The following is a 17396-nucleotide window of genomic DNA, read 5'->3' as shown; positions in this document are numbered from 1 at the left end:
CTATGTATGTGTCAGTAATAGACAAGCATTATTCCCGCTACTCCCATGAGTAGTTATACATACAGACTCTACCGCTTGATGTCTAGTTTCATAAACAATAGGTATGTCTTCAAACCCATGACCTGATGTTTTAATCGTTGGAGGTATAAACCCGTATTCCATAGATAATAAAGATGCAATAATTTGCATTGCACCCATTGCACCAAATGTGTGACCTATCATTCCTTTAATCGAAGTAATAGGCACTTTAGAGCCAAATGTTTCTTTCAGAGTAGAACGTTCTATCTGATCATTTAACTCTATACCTAACGCCTGACTGTTTATATAGCTTGGTATAGTATCTCCGACTGTTTCTTGAAAAACGTCCAGCATATGTCTACCAGTAATATCAGAGGTTAATAGTTTTTGCCCTTCATTTCTTGAAACAACACGTTCAACTTTTCCATATATCTTCTGTCCTCTTGTAATTGCTGATTGTCTACGCTCTAAAACCATTACCCCAGCTCCCTCGGATAAAACAAAGCCACGATGCTGAGTTGAAAACGGTACACCAGCTTTTTCGATAGAACTCTCTGTAGAGAGTGACCTTATTTTTTTAAAGCCATTAATTGTCCATTGGCCTAATGGAGCCTCTGTTCCTCCTACAATACAAGCATCAACACTTCCAGACTCCAATAGCTGTTTCCCTATTAATATAGCATCTAAACTAGCACTACAGCCTGTTGTTAATGTAAATGCAGAACCACACGAACCGATTGCTTCGGCAACAGAGCTAGAAAGTGTGTGCGTATCAACTAAGGAAACACCATGAATCGGAAATTTTCTTAAATCAAAAGCATCTGTAGCGTATTTTTCGATTTCAAGAATTGCTCCAGCGGATGTTCCCATAATTACTGCAATTCGATGTGGTTTAAAATCATTTAAATTTGACATTTCAGATGCATCCAATGCAGCGGCAATTGCCATTCTTATAGAACGCGGATGGCGATGATAACTTACCCCATTTATCTCCAAGAAGCTATCTTCAATCAAACCCGCTACGATATTAGTGTGAGGCTGATGAGCATAGTTTAAAATGCCCTGAGTACAAATACCTTTTTCTAATACATTTAAAAAGCTAAATTTATCTAAAATTCCAGGAGCTTTAATGCCATATCCTGTTATGACTATGTCGTCCAAATATATCACCTTCACACTTTAACTTTATTCCATTATATACAACTAAATCGGACATAGTCTATATTCGGAAGCCTTAAGTTCTAAGTAAGTGAACTATTTGGATAATTTGTATCACTTTTAAGCAAATTATCGCAATAATTTAAGGTAAAATCTTTCTTTTAATATAATAATTTACAAGGTAGAATAACATAAATTGTGAAGCGCTTGTATTAATTTACGATTCTTTGGTTATATTCAACCCATTTTTCCATTTCTCTTTCAACTGCTCGATTTTGCCATTCAAACCAAATACCACTACATTCGCTGCAATGACTTTCTACGCCACTTTTATGATGCCCATCTTTACATGTAAAGACCGTCTTTTTGCGACAGCTATAGCAGTAAAGCTCTTTATCTTTAATAAATTCCAAACAAATCAACTCCAATTTTTTTACATAAAGTACTTTCCAAATGTTATGCAATTTATTCGTTACGTTGATTTAAAAACGCTGTGAGTTTTTTTACCTATACTTGTTAAATCTCTAATCCACTCGTAAACAACAACAAGCCCCTCCAATCCTCGAAAAATTAGAAGGGCTTTTTATTTTGCAGAGAGCTGCGTCAGCTGTATGCTCTCCTTTAAATAACATTATTTAAATTTCTTTAGGTGGAATTATACATGCAATTAGAAGAAGAAAGAAAACTAGTCCAATTAAGCAAAATAGTACGGAGGCAAAAAATATCGGTCCTTTCTTTGCGATATATTGCTCGCTTTTATGAATGATCCCTGTTTGAGCAGTAACTTGCACTTCATTGAATCTAGCCATTGGACCTCCACTACTCGAAAAGTAAAAAATACCACCAGCAATTGCAAAGCCAATAAAGAACATTATTTCGATAAATCTAACGGAGAAAAATGATGCAATAAAGTACGTAATAATCGCTTCAACAAACAATGTTACAATCAAAATGATGTAATCTTTCTTTCGCATATACAACTCCCCTTCTATTCTTTTCCTTTTTATACGACTAAACTTGGATTAAGTTCTAAATTTAAACAAAAAAAGTGCCAGGCACTCAAAAAAAAGCACTTCAAACCCTTAGATTAGGATTTGAAGTGCTTCAATTCATGTGCCTGACACTTTATTTGCTAGCTTTATAAGCACTTAAGAATTCTTTTACTTTTGAGCTATCTGCTGTTAGCTTTAAGCCTGTGTCAACAAGTGGAGAAACTGTTGATACCGCTGGTTTTTTATTGCCTTGGTAGTAGCTAATAAATTCATCTTGGTTGATAGAGTAAAGGATTGCTTTACGTAAGTCTACCGATTTCGATACTTCGCGACCTTTTGGATTAACGAGTAAATAAGAGACAGCATTGCTATCAGCTGTTTTTAAAGTTAAGTTTGCATCGCCTTTAACTACATCAATTTTAGTTTCTGGTACTGATTGTAATACATCAATTTCACCATTACGAAGTGCAGATAGCGCACTGTCATTATCTTCAATGAAACGAACACTTATGTTATTAATTTTCGGCTCGTTGTCAGTACCAACTTGGTATGCAGGATTTTTAACAAAGGTTGCTTCGTAATCATTTTTTTGAACTAAAATGTAAGGACCAGAAGCTGCTAAATGGTTAGCATAAGTTGCGCCTTCTGTAACAGTTGCTTGGTCACCATATGCAACATTTACATTTGGATCATAGCTTGCTACGTCAAAAGTATTAACCGCTTTAACCGCCGCTTCAGACACGATTCCTCCCGATTGGTGAGCTAAATAATTCAGCACTTGAGGGAACGGATTTGGTGTTGTAATTTTCACAACTTGATATTTACCTGCTGCATTGTCTACGTTCGCTTCGTCCGTTACGACTTGAGCAATCGCTGCTGGTAGTTTATCTGATAGTTCATCTAAAACTGACTTTCCATCAGCTGTTTTTACTGATTCAAGTGAAGTAATATCTGAAACTACCTCTACAGAATCAATATTTTCATGAATAGAATATGTGCGGTGGTCTGGTACTGAATTTTGATCTTTCGCACGTTCTAGTGAGAATACAACATCTTCAGCCGATACTAGATCACCAGTATCCACTGCTTTGCCATTTTCCACTTTAGCAAAATTAATACCATCACGTAATACGAAATAGTACTCTTGGTTATTTTCAGAAATAGCATGATTATAAGATAATGAGCCGTCAGATACTACTTCATCAGTATCAGATAAATTTACTAATCGAACATACATATTCGTATTTAATGTATTAATAGAACCGTCATTCCCTTTAATCGGGTCTAGAGAAGTTAATGAGCCAATTGATTGATGCAACACTAATGTGTCTGTCGCATTTTTAGCAGTATCATTAAATGCAATTGATTCCCATGCTTGAGCACGTGATTTTGGTAAACGTACAGTATCTGGGTTTACTTTTTTCGAATAAATACCTTGGAATTTTTGAGAAATGTATAAAGGTGCAATATAAGCATTATCAAATACTAATGCTTGCTCAAGCTCTTTATATTTATCTTTGGCAGCATCGCCAGTTAAAGTACTAGCTTCATCAATTAATTTATCGACTGTAGCATCTGCCGTCACACTATAATCTCCGCCAGTTTTAAATAACCCACGTACTGCGTAGTCTGGATTTCCTGTTACAGTCGTCCAGCTAGAAATTGCCACATCATAGTTGCCAGCATCTTTTTGTGCTGAATATGAACCGAAGTCTGGTTGAATATTTAATTTTACATCAAAGCCATTTTTCACTAATTGGTCGCGTACAATATTCATATCTTGTTCTTGAGCTGCCATACCTAGCACTTCAATAACGGGCTTTGTACTCGCTGTATCTGATTTATCACCTTTATTTTCAACATTCGATTTAGTTTCTACACACCCTGCTAAAGCGACCGCCGCAACGGTAGCTGATGCAGCAAGTGTAAATAATTTTTTGTTCATCTCTCTATTCCTCCAATAAATAAATTTAGTTTGTTTTAGGATCAAGTGCATCACGTAACCCATCACCGAAAAAGTTAAACGATAAGACGAGTAGCATTATGCATAGACCAGGGAAAATAGCTACATAAGAATTTGTTTCTAAATACGTACTGCCTACTTTTAAAATATTGCCCCACTCTGGAATATGTGGCTCAATTCCGAGTCCAAGAAAGCTTAAACTACTTGTTGAAATAACCGCTCCACCAATTGTTAAAGTCGCTTTCACTATCATCGGAGCTAGAGAGTTCGGTACGATATGCTTAAAAATTATGGCAGCATCAGATACACCGAGTGCCCTTGCTGATTCAACAAATTCAAAATTGGCAATTTGCATGACATTCGCACGCATCGTTCTTGCGTATGTCGGGATTGCCCCTACGCTCAATGCAATAATTAAATTCACTGTGTTTGCACCAAATGCTGCAATGATTGCAATCGCCAGTAAGATACCTGGGATAGCATATAAAATATCGAGTAAACGCATAATAATGTTATCTGTATTTTTTCCATAATAGCCTGAAAATGCGCCAAGTGCTCCTCCTATTACAGCTGGGATAATAGTTGAAAAGAAGCCAACAATTAAAGAGATTTGAGCACCAAACACGATTCTTGAAAATAAATCTCTACCAAAGTTATCAGTCCCTAGTGGGTAATCCAAAGAAGGTGTTTGTAGTAACGCACTATAATTATTTTGCACTGCAAAATCATAATCAAATGTCCATGAACTAACGACCGATAGCGAGAACATGAATATAATGAAGAACATACCGAATACAGCCATCGTATTACGCAATATTTTATTCCATATTTTCTGCCACTTTTCAACGGCAGATGGATCCGAATTTCGGGCTTTTTTAATTAGTGTCCAGCCAAGTAGGAATGAGAAAAGATTTCCTGTTAGGGCAGGTAAAAGCAATACTACTCCAAGTGGTATCATCCATTTAGGGGCATCGCTTATTGTAACGTATCGAGCTACAAGTACAGCCATCACTGCATAAAAGACTGCGAGTACTAAAAATGCTCCCATTGCTAATAAAAATGTATCCACCACATATGGCTTAAATAAATTCAATGCCGAAATAAGAATAATAAAAATCTGAGTAATAAATGCATATATAGCAAAAGTATATTCTGCAGTTTTATTTTTCGTTGCAAGCATAAATCCGAAGCCTGCTGCAAATACATTGCCCACTAGGACTGTTAGCATTAATGGATAACCAAGCAGTCGTGTACGTGTTTGAATTTCTCGTTCTTTTGCTAAATCCTTTTTTATTTGAAAAGTTGTAAACCATATATATAATGTCGTACAGGCATAAATAACAAATATCGTAAGGACATACGGTCGCCATACGCCATTTACAAAATCAAAACTATTTAGTAAAAACAGCACTGAAAAAATAGCAGAAAAGGCAATCGTAAACTGTGCATTGACATATTCTTGCGTTATTTTCATAAGCAGTTTTACATTCGATATGAATTTCACAATATACCCTCTCCTAAGATTTCTTCATTTTTGAACGAATGCGTGGATCAAAGAAAGCATATAGCACATCAATCACCATATTGACAATCGAAATTGTAATGGCAATATAAACAACCCCACCAAGGATGGCAGGAATATCCGGTATGAATTGCTTATCTACTATATAACTTCCGATTCCACTAATATTAAATACTTTTTCAGTAACAGAAGCACCGCCAAGCATACCACCAAATAAAAGACCAATTACGGTAACAATCGGAATCATCGCATTGCGAATCGCATGCTTTGTAATGACTTTGCGCTCACTCAACCCTTTCGCTTTTGCCGTAATAATATAATCCTCATGAATGACCTCAAGCATGCTTGATCTTGTCATTCGTGCAATCGACGCAGTAATTGAAGTACCTAATACAACAACCGGCATGACAATGGATAACCAATTATTCGGATTATACGTAGCAGGGAACCATTGTAATTTTAATGAAAACGTTAAAATAAAAATGAGTCCTTGCCAGAAACTTGGTATCGATAAACCAATAAGTGCGATAAACATAAACGCATAATCTGCAAAAGAATTCGGTCGGACCGCGGAAATAATCCCAACAGGAATTGCAATCGCCACCGCCATCAGTAATGAAAATAACGCAATTTCCAATGTTACTGGAAACTTATTCATAATACTTTGCGTAATATTTTCTTTACCTTCAAAAGAATTTCCTAAGTCAAACGTAAATAGTCCAGATAAGGAATGCCAGAGCTGCACTAAATATGGCTGATCTAATCCATAAATTTTATTAAAATTTGCAACTTGTTCAGGTGTTGCCTCGATACCTAGCAAATTACGTGCAGGATCAAATGGCGATAAATATAAAATAGTAAATACTAATGTCGCCACACCAACAATGACAAATGCACTTTGGAATAAGCGCTCAACGATAAATCGACTAAACGCATTACTGCATAGAATTAGGAAACAATACATTAAAATACCCGGAATAAATGACACAGCTAAAAAAATCGGATTTTCGAGTAGTTTACTAAAATACTTTTTGTAGGATTGTTTTTCAATTCCTTCGTTTACTAGTATCTTTTCTATTTCTCTATTAAGCTTTTGTTCCGTTAGTTGATTAACTACTGATGCAAGTTGCTGTTCATTCAGCGATTTATTAAAAAATGCTGCCTTCGTTTGTTCTTGCTGCCTATATTCCGCTTCCCATGCTTGAATTTTCCCTTGCGAAATAAATCGTTCTTTCGTTTGTGCAAACATTTGAGCATATGAATGTTTATCTTTTTTTAACAAATATAAAAAATATGTAATAATTTGCACTGGAAATCCTAGTAAAAATAACACAAAAGAATAACTATTTTTTCTCGTCATTTCATTAAAAATTTGCTTAAAGTAATAACTTTCATTAAGCTTTCTAATATTCTGAAAATTATTCATGTATTTCCTCCTTTCTTCGCTTACTATAGTAGTATGGTATGAAAATAAAATGATAAAATTTACATTACACTCTATATTGTACAATACCTACCTGTATAGTATAGTATGTATGAACGACTACAGTTCGTCAATAAGAATATTTGAAATTTATTAAAGGATGAGCATTCGATGAGTGAAAAAATTCTTGAAATACAAGATTTACGCGTTTCTTTTATTACGGGTGAAAGCGAATTTGAAGCAGTAAAAGGTGTTAATTTTTATGTCAATAAAGGAGAAACAGTTGGCATTGTTGGAGAATCTGGAAGCGGAAAAAGTGTAACCGCTCGTTCCATTATGCGTCTTCTCCCATCACCGCCTTCTTTTTTAAAGTCAGGTACAATCCTTTTCCAAGGGGAAAATTTAGTGACACAATCGGAAAAACAAATGGAAGCCATTCGGGGTAAAGACATCAGTATGATTTTCCAAGACCCAATGACTTCTACTAACCCAACAATTCGTGTCGGTGAGCAAATTGCTGAAGGTTTAATGAAGCATCAAAAAATGTCCAAAAAGCAAGCTTACGAAAAAACGATCGAATTATTAAAATTAGTCGGCATTAAAAATAGTGAAGAGCGTTACCAGCAGTACCCACATGAATTTAGTGGTGGTATGCGTCAACGTGTCATGATTACGATGGCCCTCGCATGTAACCCTTCCCTCTTGATTGCAGACGAACCTACAACTGCGCTGGATGTCACAATTCAAGCACAGATTTTAAGCATCATGAAGCAAATGCAAGAACGTCTAGGAACATCAATCATTTTAATTACGCATGATTTAGGTGTTGTTGCAGGAATGTGCGATCGTGTCATTGTCATGAAAGAGGGAGAAATTGTTGAGGAAGGAACTACGGAAGAGATATTTGCTAATCCGCAGCATCCTTATACGAAGAAACTATTAAATGCACTGCCGAAGCTTCATGAAAAGAAAGAACCAAAACAGCCTCCTAATATCGAAGAAGGTACAGATTTGAGCGTACCGCTAATTGAAGTACGGAATCTATCTAAGCATTTCGATTTAAAAAAAGGTGAACTATTAAAAGCAGTAGATGATTTGTCATTCCGTATTTATCCTGGTGAGACACTCGGGCTCGTAGGCGAATCTGGTTCAGGTAAATCGACAACAGGACGGACGATTTTACAGCTCCATGAACCAACTGATGGTGAAGTATTGTATAAAGGGGTTCCTGTCACACGCTTATCTAAAAGTGAATTAAAAAGTATGCGACGACATATGCAAATCATTTTCCAGGATCCATACTCATCATTAAATCCTCGTAAAAAGGTTCTTGATATTATCGGGGAGGCACTTGATGTACATAAATTGGCGAAATCAGCTGAGGAACGTCGCGCACGTATAGAGGAATTACTCGAACTAGTAGGCTTAAAAAAGGAGCATGCATTACGCTATCCACATGAATTTAGCGGCGGGCAACGACAACGCATTGGTATTGCCCGTGCTTTAGCTGTCGAGCCGAATTTTATTGTATGTGATGAACCACTCTCTGCCCTGGACGTTTCGATTCAAAAACAAGTTGTAGACTTATTGAAAGAATTACAACAACGACTAGGTTTGACTTATTTATTTATCGCACATGATTTGTCGATGGTGAAACATATTAGTGATCGCGTAGCCGTGATGTACGGAGGAAAAATTGTTGAGTTAGCCGAAAGCGAAGAACTCTATGCAAACCCACAGCATCCCTATACAAAAATGCTACTACAATCAATTCCAATACCAGACCCAGCAATTGAAAAACAAAAGAAACGTCAGGTCATGTCCGAGGAAGAACTGATGATAAATCGTTTTAATATAGACAACACACAACTTGTTGAAGTTTCTAAAGATCACTGGGTAGCGATGTAACAGCAAAATTTTCACACCCTAATGGTGATACCAACATTAGATAACTTATTAACTATACTAAAATACCATGACAATCTTTTTGTCATGGTGTTTTTTAATTTGATAGGCTTGCGATTAACAATAACGTACATTCTATACTATCTAAACTTCTGTTCTCTATGGAATAATCCAAATTAAATTCATATCTGATTCATAAGTTGAATAATTAAATGACTTTGTTCCTGAAGTACTACCATCAGGGTCTAACATAAGAACATTATTACCTGAATATCCAGTTCCTAAAACGTAGTGCCAAGAATAAGCCGAACTACCGAAAATGGCAGTAATAATGTTTGTAAATCTAATTCCCACTGGATGACCATTATCAATTAGATTTTTGTAATTACTAAATTTTGATGTTGCTCCTGTTCGAGCTACTTCAAACATATTTGAAGTTAGATTTAAGTTTAAATGTTTTCGAAGCCCATTTTCAAAATCCGCTAATGAAGTACCCAGAGTGCCTGTTGCCATAAAACTTGAACCTGCTAAATGATTAATAAATGCAGCATCTCCACAGTAAGAAGAGCTATTGTTAATAGACTCATTACCTAGTGCACTATAATATAATATATCCTTAAATTACATCATTACTATAAACCTTAAAATGATACCCTAATAGAGAGTCATCAACAACATATATGAAATTTTCAAATATAATCTCTCCATTTTTCCAAATCTCCGAATACATACCACTATCTTTAAATCTATTAGCTTCCAGTTCAGCCTTGAACCATTTGAAAGGAATGAACCTTCTGAAGAAATTATTTATTGTAAAAGTAGTATTTTTTTGTATTAGGTAGGTGGCTGTCAGCAAGAAAGTGTAAGTCAATGGTTTAAACGAAGCATGAAGTAATTGATTACGGATTGCAACGAGAAAGAACTACAAAACAATCAGTTCTAGCGATTGAAGAAATTAATGAAGAAACGATTGTGTTTTATGAATATAATGAAGCATTCGGAGTAGCCAGTATAATACAATAAAGTATATATATCGTTTATAAATACTGTCTACACTGACTTTGAAGGAGAGATACCTTATTCAACTGCAAGGTTTAGTTTTGAGATAAAAACTGGCTTAACTATTGCAATTCTTGTAGAAAAAGCTTTTGACAAATCAATACAACAAATAAAGCTAGTAGAAGGTAATGCAGAAACAGAATTGCATTTTTTGAAAAATCAAGATTGTTTTTCTCTGTTCATTCAATACCTTTCGCTTCCATTGAAATTATTCCAATCTATGAACTTTGTGAAAAATAATAGAATCAGAACTCTTGAGTAGGGTTATAGGCAATTTACATATTAAAGGGTTCGTTATAACAAAAACTAACAGCTTCTTATGAAGCATGAACAAATCAAATAAAAAAAGTCATTCCTAGTGATCCTTTTTTATTGTGGATAAACACCCCCCTACTTTTTGAAAATGTACATATTATACATTGAAGAAAGGAGGGATTTTTCCATGGGATACTACGGAAATGCAGGCAATTGGAACAATAATTGTTGTGGAGTAAATAACTATGATTATGGTAATAACAATAACGGTTCAACATTCGTGCTAATCGTTGTACTATTTATTCTTTTAATTATTGTCGGCGCTACTTTCATAAGTTCTGGAGACGATTGTTAATACTATCATACTAAATGTAACGCACCTCTCTAAATCAAAGGGTTGCTCCCAGCCTGGTGACCCTTTTAACCTAATCCTTGATCCGGATACCTTTCGTCTTTGGTAAGAAGTAATTCAAAATAGACTAGCTAAATATTTTATAATACTTATAATAAAAACAGTCATCATTGCAAATGTTGCATTAATGACTGTTTTCATTATGGTTCTACCTGATTTGCTATGTTAATATTATTCCTTCCACCCTACCGCAATATCATTCGAAGGGAATTCAATAACCAATTTAATTTGAGGTGCATAAATATATTTATCCCAACGCCTCACTTCCTCGACTCTTTGAATAATGTTAAACAATTTTGTTTTAATAACATGCGGACCATTCAGGTCAATAATATAACAAATTTCATCATGTACTTTATGATTTTTTATCACTAATTCTGCTAGTGCGCTTTCATAGTCAACAAAGTTAGAAAATATAGTTTTGTAAAACATAAGTGTCCAGTTAATTCCAGAGTGACAAAATGGAAATTCTTCAAATAAATCATCAGTGATTTTTTTAGAATCTTCTTTTGATAAAATGGCTACTTCCTCTTCAACACTCATATTCGGAAACAAATCATTTACTTCGTCTAAAGCTATTTCATATTCTCTTTTATCCTCCTCCTCTATTCTTTTTTGCTTTTGCAGAGCTAGCAATTCTTTCAAACGTTCCTTTTGATCTTTCATCCTATTCGTCCTAACTATTTGTTGTTCTAAAAAGTTTATTATTCAGTGCAATCTCAAGCTAAATATTTTTTTAGCTCTTTTAAAACAAATGTTTCACGTTGCAACCAACTATTGTTATTTGCTGCATTGATCAAGCTTTCATTTTGTTTAATTGCCTCATCAATGGAAACCCACATTGCTGTGAATTGTTGTGCGGATTCATAAGCGTCTAATTGTTGAGCAATCATCAAATCATTTAACAATTCACAAAAATAATCATGCGATGTCATTTTGAATAATGTGTTATCGTCATATTCATCCATTTTCTTTTCACAGACAAAGCCTACCTTGTTTTGTACTCTGCAATTCATGTAACCAGTTTCTTCTTTTACTTCTCGAACTAATCCTTCCTCATGGGTCTCATTATCCTCTAGACCCCCTCCTGGAAATTTAAAATCTCCCCTATTTGAATGAACTAAAAGAATTCGATTTTCATTTACAATAATCGCTCTAACCGCTTCTCTTGACATAGTGTTATTGTAGTTTTTGATATTTGATTCCTCAAATATTTTGTTGAAAATCAAATAATCACTTCCTTTATTTCTGTACACACTTTTATTAGGAAATAAAAAAGAGCTGTCTAAACAGCCCTAATCACTTAGACTTTAAGCGAGCCACGGAAGCCTCTTGCAGCATAGTAGGAATCTGCTCCATTATGATACATAAAGACCGTATCGTAGCGACGATCACAAAAGATTGCTCCGCCAAGTTTTCTAATATTTGCAGGAGTTTGCACCCAGCTTGACGTTTTCAAATCGAAATTTCCTAGTTCCTGCAACTTGCGATATTGTTCCTCCGTTAAAAGTTCAATGCCCATGGTAGTTGCCATATCAATTACTGTATTTTCTGGTTGATGCTTCTTTCTTGATTCCAATGCTTCACGATCGTAACAAAAGCTTCTACGACCTTTAGGACTTTCCGTTGCACAATCAAAAAAAATGTACTCGTCCGTATTTTCGTCATACTCGACAACATCCGGCTCGCCGCCTGTCACTTCCATTTCATTAAGCGACCAAAGTTTTTCCGTATTAGCTACAAGCTTAGCTTGTACTTTAGTCCAGTCAAGACCTTGATGGCGGTTCATATTTTTCTCAAATCGGTCTTGCAACGTTTTTAGTAGTTCCTCATGCTGCTCAAGTGATAACTCTTTATTTGGCATATTCGTTTCCCCCATAGTAATTGTCATAGTTGTTTATTTAAAAAGGCTATAAATGCATTTTGAATTTTTTTCTTTTTTATCATTCTTTTCACACGATAATTATTTTGTAAATATCCCCTTACTTTTCTATTTACGAAAAATAACTTTCGATATTTTTCTTCATTATAAATATCTTTAAACCAAAATTCATTCTTTAACAATTCAATATTTCTATCGATTTTTCGCGTATCTAAAGCAATACTACCATTAGGTATGAATGCCGCAAGTAAATCATCTATCAATTCATTTATTCCACCTTGAAAAACACTCTCATTTATCTATATAAAATAACCTGTTTCTTCTTCGTTTTCAACTACTTACTGTCATATTATAATTATTGAAAAAGGATAAAGAGGGGGCTATATGAAAAAAACAAAATTTATATTAACCGTTATTTTATCATTACTCATAATTGTTGTGGCTGGTAGTTTACCCATCCTCCATTTACCATCATGAAATGTGTCTCAAAAAAAAGCTGAAGTTATCCATTATTCACATCATTCTCAAGCAAAGTTTTTCTGATAATAGACGAATAAATTAAGTTATATAGAACAAACGGTTAAAACTTCATAATCGAATACAAGCAAAAACTTAAAACAACCAGTTATCGGTACAATACCGACAACTGGCTGGATAAATGTTTTTGTAATTGTATGGTAAGGGAACTTTATCCCCTTTAAATTAATCCTTTAGGAGACAAAGAAAATTTTTGTAGATGTTCAGAACTTATACTATAAGAAACAACTTTCTCCTTGTATTTCTTCACTACATCAACGTGATTATCATAATTAAAAACAAAGAAATTAACATCTTCTTTTTTACCCTTTTTTACGTTGATGACAAATGGCGTCACATTCGATTCTGGCTCTAGAAATAATTTTTCATTGCCTGGGAAGATATAATGCTTTTTTAAAAAGGAAGCTTCATTAAAATAGTCGGTAAATCGGTTTTTTTCTACTTCTTCTAAATTCTTTCCGTTATAAGTTACCGTAACATCTTTTGAATCCAGTTTTTTATGAAGTTCAAATTTACTTACAGTCCATGCCACAACGATACTTGGAGGACTCATTAACAATTTAACAATAGATCCAATCACTATCGTAATAATTAAACCCCATGTCATATCATATCAACTCTTTCAATAATTTTATCATTTTTATAGCAAATAATTTATTATCACCTTCATTGCCATTGTTTCACTAAATGCCTACATGAATGTTTTATCATCCACTTCTCAATGATAAAGGAATTATAGTGATTATAACCATCCAATTTGATGCTTTTTTGACCATCCATTTATTTTAGAGATAAATATAATGTTCTTTTTGCTATTTTCATTAGTAATTGGATTTCATGAATTGCTCCATTCAACACCATACCATACAAGATTTGAATATCAAATGAAAGTATTGTGACATAATAAAAATAGAGCAATTCTCCAACCTGAGGATTGGAGGGTTACTCTATTTTCTTTCATTTTAAGCTTAGAGTGGGAATAACTCTAAATCATAAAATGAACGCGGTATTAAATATAATAAAAGGTAGCCACCTTGAGTTTTTCTCATCAGCAGCTAATGCTTTTAAGGGATGATGCTATCTTCCCTTATTACAATCATATAGGTTTTCCATATCGTTTAAACCATCCACTCTTGCTTATTTTTAGTCATCCAATTAACTACAAACTATGAAGAGCTTGTGCAAACCTTTTTATACCTTCATCAATCGAATCTTCATCTTCCCTTGCGAAAGTAAAACGAACAAAGCTTTCTTTGGAACCCAATGTAGAGCCTGGAGCATAAATGACGCCTCGCTTAATGGACTCTTCAAGTAATTGGGTTTCATTAAAGCTTTTTAGTATTTTACACCATATATGAATACCACCCTGCGGAACCGAATATTCCACAAACCCTTTTAAATAGGTATCAAGGCTTTTAATAATTGTATTTCTTCTTTTTTCTAATTCCTTAATTAATCTTTTAATATGCGAATGGAAATTTTCTGATTCCAAAAAATCATTGGCTATCCATTGTGTATAGCTTGAATGACCAAAGTCTAATTGTTGCTTCGCATCGGACAATCTTTCAATCACTGATGTTGGGCCTATAATCCACCCTATTCTTAGTCCTGAAGCGACAATTTTAGACAATGAGCTAATATATAAAACATTGCCATTCCTATCCATTGATTTAAGGGTTGAAATTTTTTCTCCAGAAAAAGCAGTTAAACTGTAAGGATCGTCTTCTACAACAGGAATTCCAAGCTTAGAGGATATGTCTAAAATCGCTTCTTTTTTCTTTTGATTCATTAAGGAGCCAGTCGGATTTTGAAAATATGGATTTAAAAAAATCATTTTTATTCGGTGCTTTTTATATAACATTTGCAAATCTTCTGGATTAATCCCATCTTTATCAACAGGTAAATAGTGTATTTGGATACCCGCTGATTTAAAAGTAGGAAGATTGTAATTATATGAAGGATCCTCTATAGCAATTGCATCGCCAGGCTTTAACAAACATTGAACAATTAAATGTAATGCTTGTTGCGCTCCAGATGTTATAAGTATTGAAGAAGGGTTTGTTTCGATTCCTCGACTTATTTTCACATGTTTTGTAAGTGTACTTCTAAGGATTTCATTTCCTTGTGGATGATCGTATCCTAAGCTTCCAATAAAAGAACGTGTTGAAGTAATCTCGCTTAAAAATCTTTTAGGGAAAAGATCTTCTGATAATTCACCGGAAGCTAAATTGATTAATTTATGTTCAACTGCTTCTTTTCTTATTTTTTGCGTTACAGGTAGACTAGGTAAAAAAGAACCCGCCTCAATATATCGATTCCAGCTCGGAATTCGCTTTTTTGTTATACCCCATATATCTTTACTTATGGTAGTACCGCTTCCTCTAGTTCTGTCAATTAGCCCTAAAGATTCTAATTCGTCATATGCATGAACGACAGTACTTCTATTTAAATTCAATGTACTAGCCAAATATCTCTCAGATGGTAATGGTTTATCAGGTGGAAATGTACCATCAGCAATCCCCTTTTCAATATATTCTGCGAGTTGTTTATAGATAGCTTTCTTTGCTTTTCTATCTGGTTTCCAATCCATATATACTCACCTCATAATATTCTATCAAACATGCTTTCATCTTTTAGCAGTTTTATACAAGCTAAAAGATTATATATTAATCTAAGTTTGCTTGTCATGAACCAGCCACTACTATGTTATTTTAGCCATCCACTAAAAAATCCAATCTCTATCACTAATGAGTTTCTGAGGTTATTAAAGACATAAAAAGACCAGGTGCTCAAACATCGTAATAAGCGCCTGGTGTTCTATTAGCTTGTCACATTCAACTGTTTAATATCTTGTTTACGATTCCACTCAAATGTAATTAATTTTTGACTATTCAAATCCTCGGCAAATAATGAAGCAACTGAAATTCGACTATTGTCATAAAGTTTAAAGTAATAGTTTTTGCTTTGCGCACACATTGCCGAAGTATATATTGTATAGTCTGTCTTCCCCTCTTTATTTAAGACAACACCTTTCGGAATATTAACCGAAGATAGAATATGAAACAATGCAGTTACCCCTTCAATTTCATTTTTCGCTTGTTCCGTATACTTCTTCCAATATGCGACCCGAAGAAATCGTGCAGATGGCGTGAAATCACCTGGTAACCCTAATCCGCCTGCCCCTTGCCCAAACGGTGTTAATTTCAAATTTCCCATTGTAATGTCTTGGGGAGGATTAGGCGTGACACCAATATACGCTCTTAAATTTGTCTGATGCCATTCGTAACCAGGGCTATTGGTCATGACCCCTATTGTTTGACGATGAATAGTGATGCCTGTTCTATCAGGTTCAATGACAATCGTTTCACCATTAGCATCCGTAAATGTATAGTGAAGAGGTGGTGCGAAGCCAAGTATATTATTTGCTTCATTCAATAATGTAAAAGCGCCTAATTTTTCAACAACATCGTCGACTGTTACACAGCTTCCCAAAACTTGTGATACAACATAAATCGGATTAATACCTCTTGTGCCTTCTTTAGGTTCGTCTGAATAAGTCGCAAATGTGGCATAGTAAAGCATCGCGCCCATCAAACCCTTTTCGTTTACACCGTCGTAGAGAACAGGAGATGCGAGATCCGTGCTGCCCATTCCAATAAATGCGTATGGATTGCTGATGGTTACCTCATTTTTTTCCTCAAGCAATCGAATGCCATATTTGCGTGGGACAATAACTACTTTACTATCTGGTTCCATTGTAAAATCCATTGTCCTAGCAAATAAAGTTTTCTTATCTGTTGTATGAATTGATAAGCTACTGCAACCAAACATAAATACACTCCCTCTATTATGTTGTTTAACCCATTTTTAAAGTGGTAAATGAATATAAATGGTACGCTTTAAATATTGGCACATTATCCAACGATGTATCCTACAATCATCGTATTGGATAATGATTACTAATATTGTATTATGTTTGTAGGGGTGATTATTAATGGATGAAATAGACATTATAAACAAAGAAGCAATCAAAACTGATTTGGCTCTAATTAAATCCTGTTTGCGATTGATTAATCAAACAGTCACTTTAAGCAAACGAAGAGGAGAAACGTTTAACGCTCCAGAAAATGAAGAATTACATATGTTAATTTCCAAAATTGATAGGGACTTGAACAAAATTAAATTAAATATACAGTATGAAACAGAAAATACGATAAACCGTTAACTAAAATTTGGCCGATGAAATAAAACTATTGCCGAACTATACTCA

General features: G+C 34.6%; 17 protein-coding genes. 3 read left to right on the top strand and 14 right to left on the bottom strand.

The genetic code is table 11. From position 1 onward, the window contains the following. From ACIQXJ_RS02800 to ACIQXJ_RS02775, 6 genes are all read right to left on the bottom strand, one after another. Complete coding sequence (locus ACIQXJ_RS02800; protein ID WP_403049389.1) at nucleotides 1-1179, bottom strand: beta-ketoacyl synthase N-terminal-like domain-containing protein; 1179 nt, start codon at nucleotides 1177-1179, stop codon at nucleotides 1-3. A 209-nt stretch (nucleotides 1180-1388) separates the two neighbouring features. After that, the gene (locus tag ACIQXJ_RS02795; RefSeq protein ID WP_172772247.1) at nucleotides 1389-1589 is read right to left on the bottom strand and encodes a hypothetical protein; all 201 of its coding nucleotides are present in this window, start codon (nucleotides 1587-1589) and stop codon (nucleotides 1389-1391) included. Between the two features lie 222 nt (nucleotides 1590-1811). Further along, nucleotides 1812-2150 (bottom strand): hypothetical protein, encoded by a 339-nt coding sequence (locus tag ACIQXJ_RS02790; RefSeq protein ID WP_403049386.1) that lies wholly within the window; start codon nucleotides 2148-2150, stop codon nucleotides 1812-1814. A gap of 151 nt (nucleotides 2151-2301) precedes the next feature. Beyond that, nucleotides 2302-4113: an ABC transporter substrate-binding protein gene (locus tag ACIQXJ_RS02785; RefSeq protein ID WP_403049380.1), complete on the bottom strand. Its 1812-nt coding sequence runs from the start codon at nucleotides 4111-4113 to the stop codon at nucleotides 2302-2304. 25 nt (nucleotides 4114-4138) lie between these two features. Beyond that, entirely contained in the window at nucleotides 4139-5635 is a 1497-nt protein-coding gene (locus ACIQXJ_RS02780) for an ABC transporter permease (protein WP_403049378.1), read from the bottom strand. Between the two features lie 13 nt (nucleotides 5636-5648). Then, nucleotides 5649-7079 (bottom strand): ABC transporter permease, encoded by a 1431-nt coding sequence (locus tag ACIQXJ_RS02775; protein ID WP_403049375.1) that lies wholly within the window; start codon nucleotides 7077-7079, stop codon nucleotides 5649-5651. A 168-nt stretch (nucleotides 7080-7247) separates the two neighbouring features. On the opposite strand from ACIQXJ_RS02775, the gene ACIQXJ_RS02770 reads away from it, so the two are divergent. Continuing rightward, nucleotides 7248-8984 carry an ABC transporter ATP-binding protein gene (locus ACIQXJ_RS02770; RefSeq protein ID WP_403049372.1) on the top strand — a complete coding sequence of 579 codons (1737 nt, stop codon included), beginning with the start codon at nucleotides 7248-7250 and terminating at the stop codon, nucleotides 8982-8984. Nucleotides 8985-9140: 156 nt separating this feature from the next. On the opposite strand, the gene ACIQXJ_RS02765 is transcribed toward ACIQXJ_RS02770, so the two are convergent. Then, nucleotides 9141-9494, bottom strand: a complete 354-nt coding sequence (locus ACIQXJ_RS02765) for a C39 family peptidase (protein WP_403049369.1) — start codon at nucleotides 9492-9494, stop codon at nucleotides 9141-9143. Between the two features lie 988 nt (nucleotides 9495-10482). Here ACIQXJ_RS02765 and ACIQXJ_RS02760 point away from each other — a divergent pair. After that, entirely contained in the window at nucleotides 10483-10650 is a 168-nt protein-coding gene (locus tag ACIQXJ_RS02760) for a YjcZ family sporulation protein (protein ID WP_340823256.1), read from the top strand. Nucleotides 10651-10878: 228 nt separating this feature from the next. Here the strand turns inward: ACIQXJ_RS02760 and ACIQXJ_RS02755 are convergent, their stop codons facing one another. The 7 genes from ACIQXJ_RS02755 to ACIQXJ_RS02725 form a co-directional block, all read right to left on the bottom strand. Beyond that, nucleotides 10879-11373 (bottom strand): CDI toxin immunity protein, encoded by a 495-nt coding sequence (locus ACIQXJ_RS02755; protein ID WP_403049366.1) that lies wholly within the window; start codon nucleotides 11371-11373, stop codon nucleotides 10879-10881. A gap of 53 nt (nucleotides 11374-11426) precedes the next feature. Next, the gene (locus ACIQXJ_RS02750) at nucleotides 11427-11936 is read right to left on the bottom strand and encodes an NUDIX hydrolase (protein WP_403049363.1); all 510 of its coding nucleotides are present in this window, start codon (nucleotides 11934-11936) and stop codon (nucleotides 11427-11429) included. A gap of 74 nt (nucleotides 11937-12010) precedes the next feature. Beyond that, nucleotides 12011-12571: a DUF4256 domain-containing protein gene (locus ACIQXJ_RS02745; protein WP_403049360.1), complete on the bottom strand. Its 561-nt coding sequence runs from the start codon at nucleotides 12569-12571 to the stop codon at nucleotides 12011-12013. A 23-nt stretch (nucleotides 12572-12594) separates the two neighbouring features. Continuing rightward, complete coding sequence (locus ACIQXJ_RS02740; protein WP_403049357.1) at nucleotides 12595-12852, bottom strand: hypothetical protein; 258 nt, start codon at nucleotides 12850-12852, stop codon at nucleotides 12595-12597. Between the two features lie 434 nt (nucleotides 12853-13286). Beyond that, nucleotides 13287-13733 carry a YfmQ family protein gene (locus ACIQXJ_RS02735; RefSeq protein ID WP_403049354.1) on the bottom strand — a complete coding sequence of 149 codons (447 nt, stop codon included), beginning with the start codon at nucleotides 13731-13733 and terminating at the stop codon, nucleotides 13287-13289. A 552-nt stretch (nucleotides 13734-14285) separates the two neighbouring features. After that, the gene (gene pdxR / locus ACIQXJ_RS02730; RefSeq protein WP_403049351.1) at nucleotides 14286-15716 is read right to left on the bottom strand and encodes a MocR-like pyridoxine biosynthesis transcription factor PdxR; all 1431 of its coding nucleotides are present in this window, start codon (nucleotides 15714-15716) and stop codon (nucleotides 14286-14288) included. Between the two features lie 230 nt (nucleotides 15717-15946). Continuing rightward, nucleotides 15947-16957, bottom strand: coding sequence for a linear amide C-N hydrolase (locus ACIQXJ_RS02725; RefSeq protein WP_403049348.1), 1011 nt, complete (start codon nucleotides 16955-16957; stop codon nucleotides 15947-15949). 163 nt (nucleotides 16958-17120) lie between these two features. Between ACIQXJ_RS02725 and ACIQXJ_RS02720 the strand changes: the two genes are divergently transcribed. Next, complete coding sequence (locus ACIQXJ_RS02720; protein ID WP_403049345.1) at nucleotides 17121-17351, top strand: phosphoglycerate mutase; 231 nt, start codon at nucleotides 17121-17123, stop codon at nucleotides 17349-17351. Nucleotides 17352-17396 lie beyond the last annotated feature (45 nt).

It is taken from the genome of Lysinibacillus sp. NPDC097868, from assembly GCF_044761135.1.
Classification (GTDB): domain Bacteria; phylum Bacillota; class Bacilli; order Bacillales_A; family Planococcaceae; genus Lysinibacillus.
Note: the sequence above shows the minus strand (reverse complement) of the source record. Positions and strands in the feature narration are given on the sequence as shown.

Coding starts and splice junctions, on each gene's coding strand:
- ACIQXJ_RS02790 (WP_403049386.1), bottom strand. CDS start 2,150: ATGCGAAAGAAAGATTACATCATTTTGATTGTAACATTGTTTGTTGAA.
- ACIQXJ_RS02785 (WP_403049380.1), bottom strand. CDS start 4,113: ATGAACAAAAAATTATTTACACTTGCTGCATCAGCTACCGTTGCGGCG.
- ACIQXJ_RS02775 (WP_403049375.1), bottom strand. CDS start 7,079: ATGAATAATTTTCAGAATATTAGAAAGCTTAATGAAAGTTATTACTTT.
- ACIQXJ_RS02770 (WP_403049372.1), top strand. CDS start 7,248: ATGAGTGAAAAAATTCTTGAAATACAAGATTTACGCGTTTCTTTTATT.
- ACIQXJ_RS02765 (WP_403049369.1), bottom strand. CDS start 9,494: ATGGCAACAGGCACTCTGGGTACTTCATTAGCGGATTTTGAAAATGGG.
- ACIQXJ_RS02760 (WP_340823256.1), top strand. CDS start 10,483: ATGGGATACTACGGAAATGCAGGCAATTGGAACAATAATTGTTGTGGA.
- ACIQXJ_RS02755 (WP_403049366.1), bottom strand. CDS start 11,373: ATGAAAGATCAAAAGGAACGTTTGAAAGAATTGCTAGCTCTGCAAAAG.
- ACIQXJ_RS02745 (WP_403049360.1), bottom strand. CDS start 12,571: ATGCCAAATAAAGAGTTATCACTTGAGCAGCATGAGGAACTACTAAAA.
- ACIQXJ_RS02735 (WP_403049354.1), bottom strand. CDS start 13,733: ATGACATGGGGTTTAATTATTACGATAGTGATTGGATCTATTGTTAAA.
- pdxR (WP_403049351.1), bottom strand. CDS start 15,716: ATGGATTGGAAACCAGATAGAAAAGCAAAGAAAGCTATCTATAAACAA.
- ACIQXJ_RS02725 (WP_403049348.1), bottom strand. CDS start 16,957: ATGTTTGGTTGCAGTAGCTTATCAATTCATACAACAGATAAGAAAACT.
- ACIQXJ_RS02720 (WP_403049345.1), top strand. CDS start 17,121: ATGGATGAAATAGACATTATAAACAAAGAAGCAATCAAAACTGATTTG.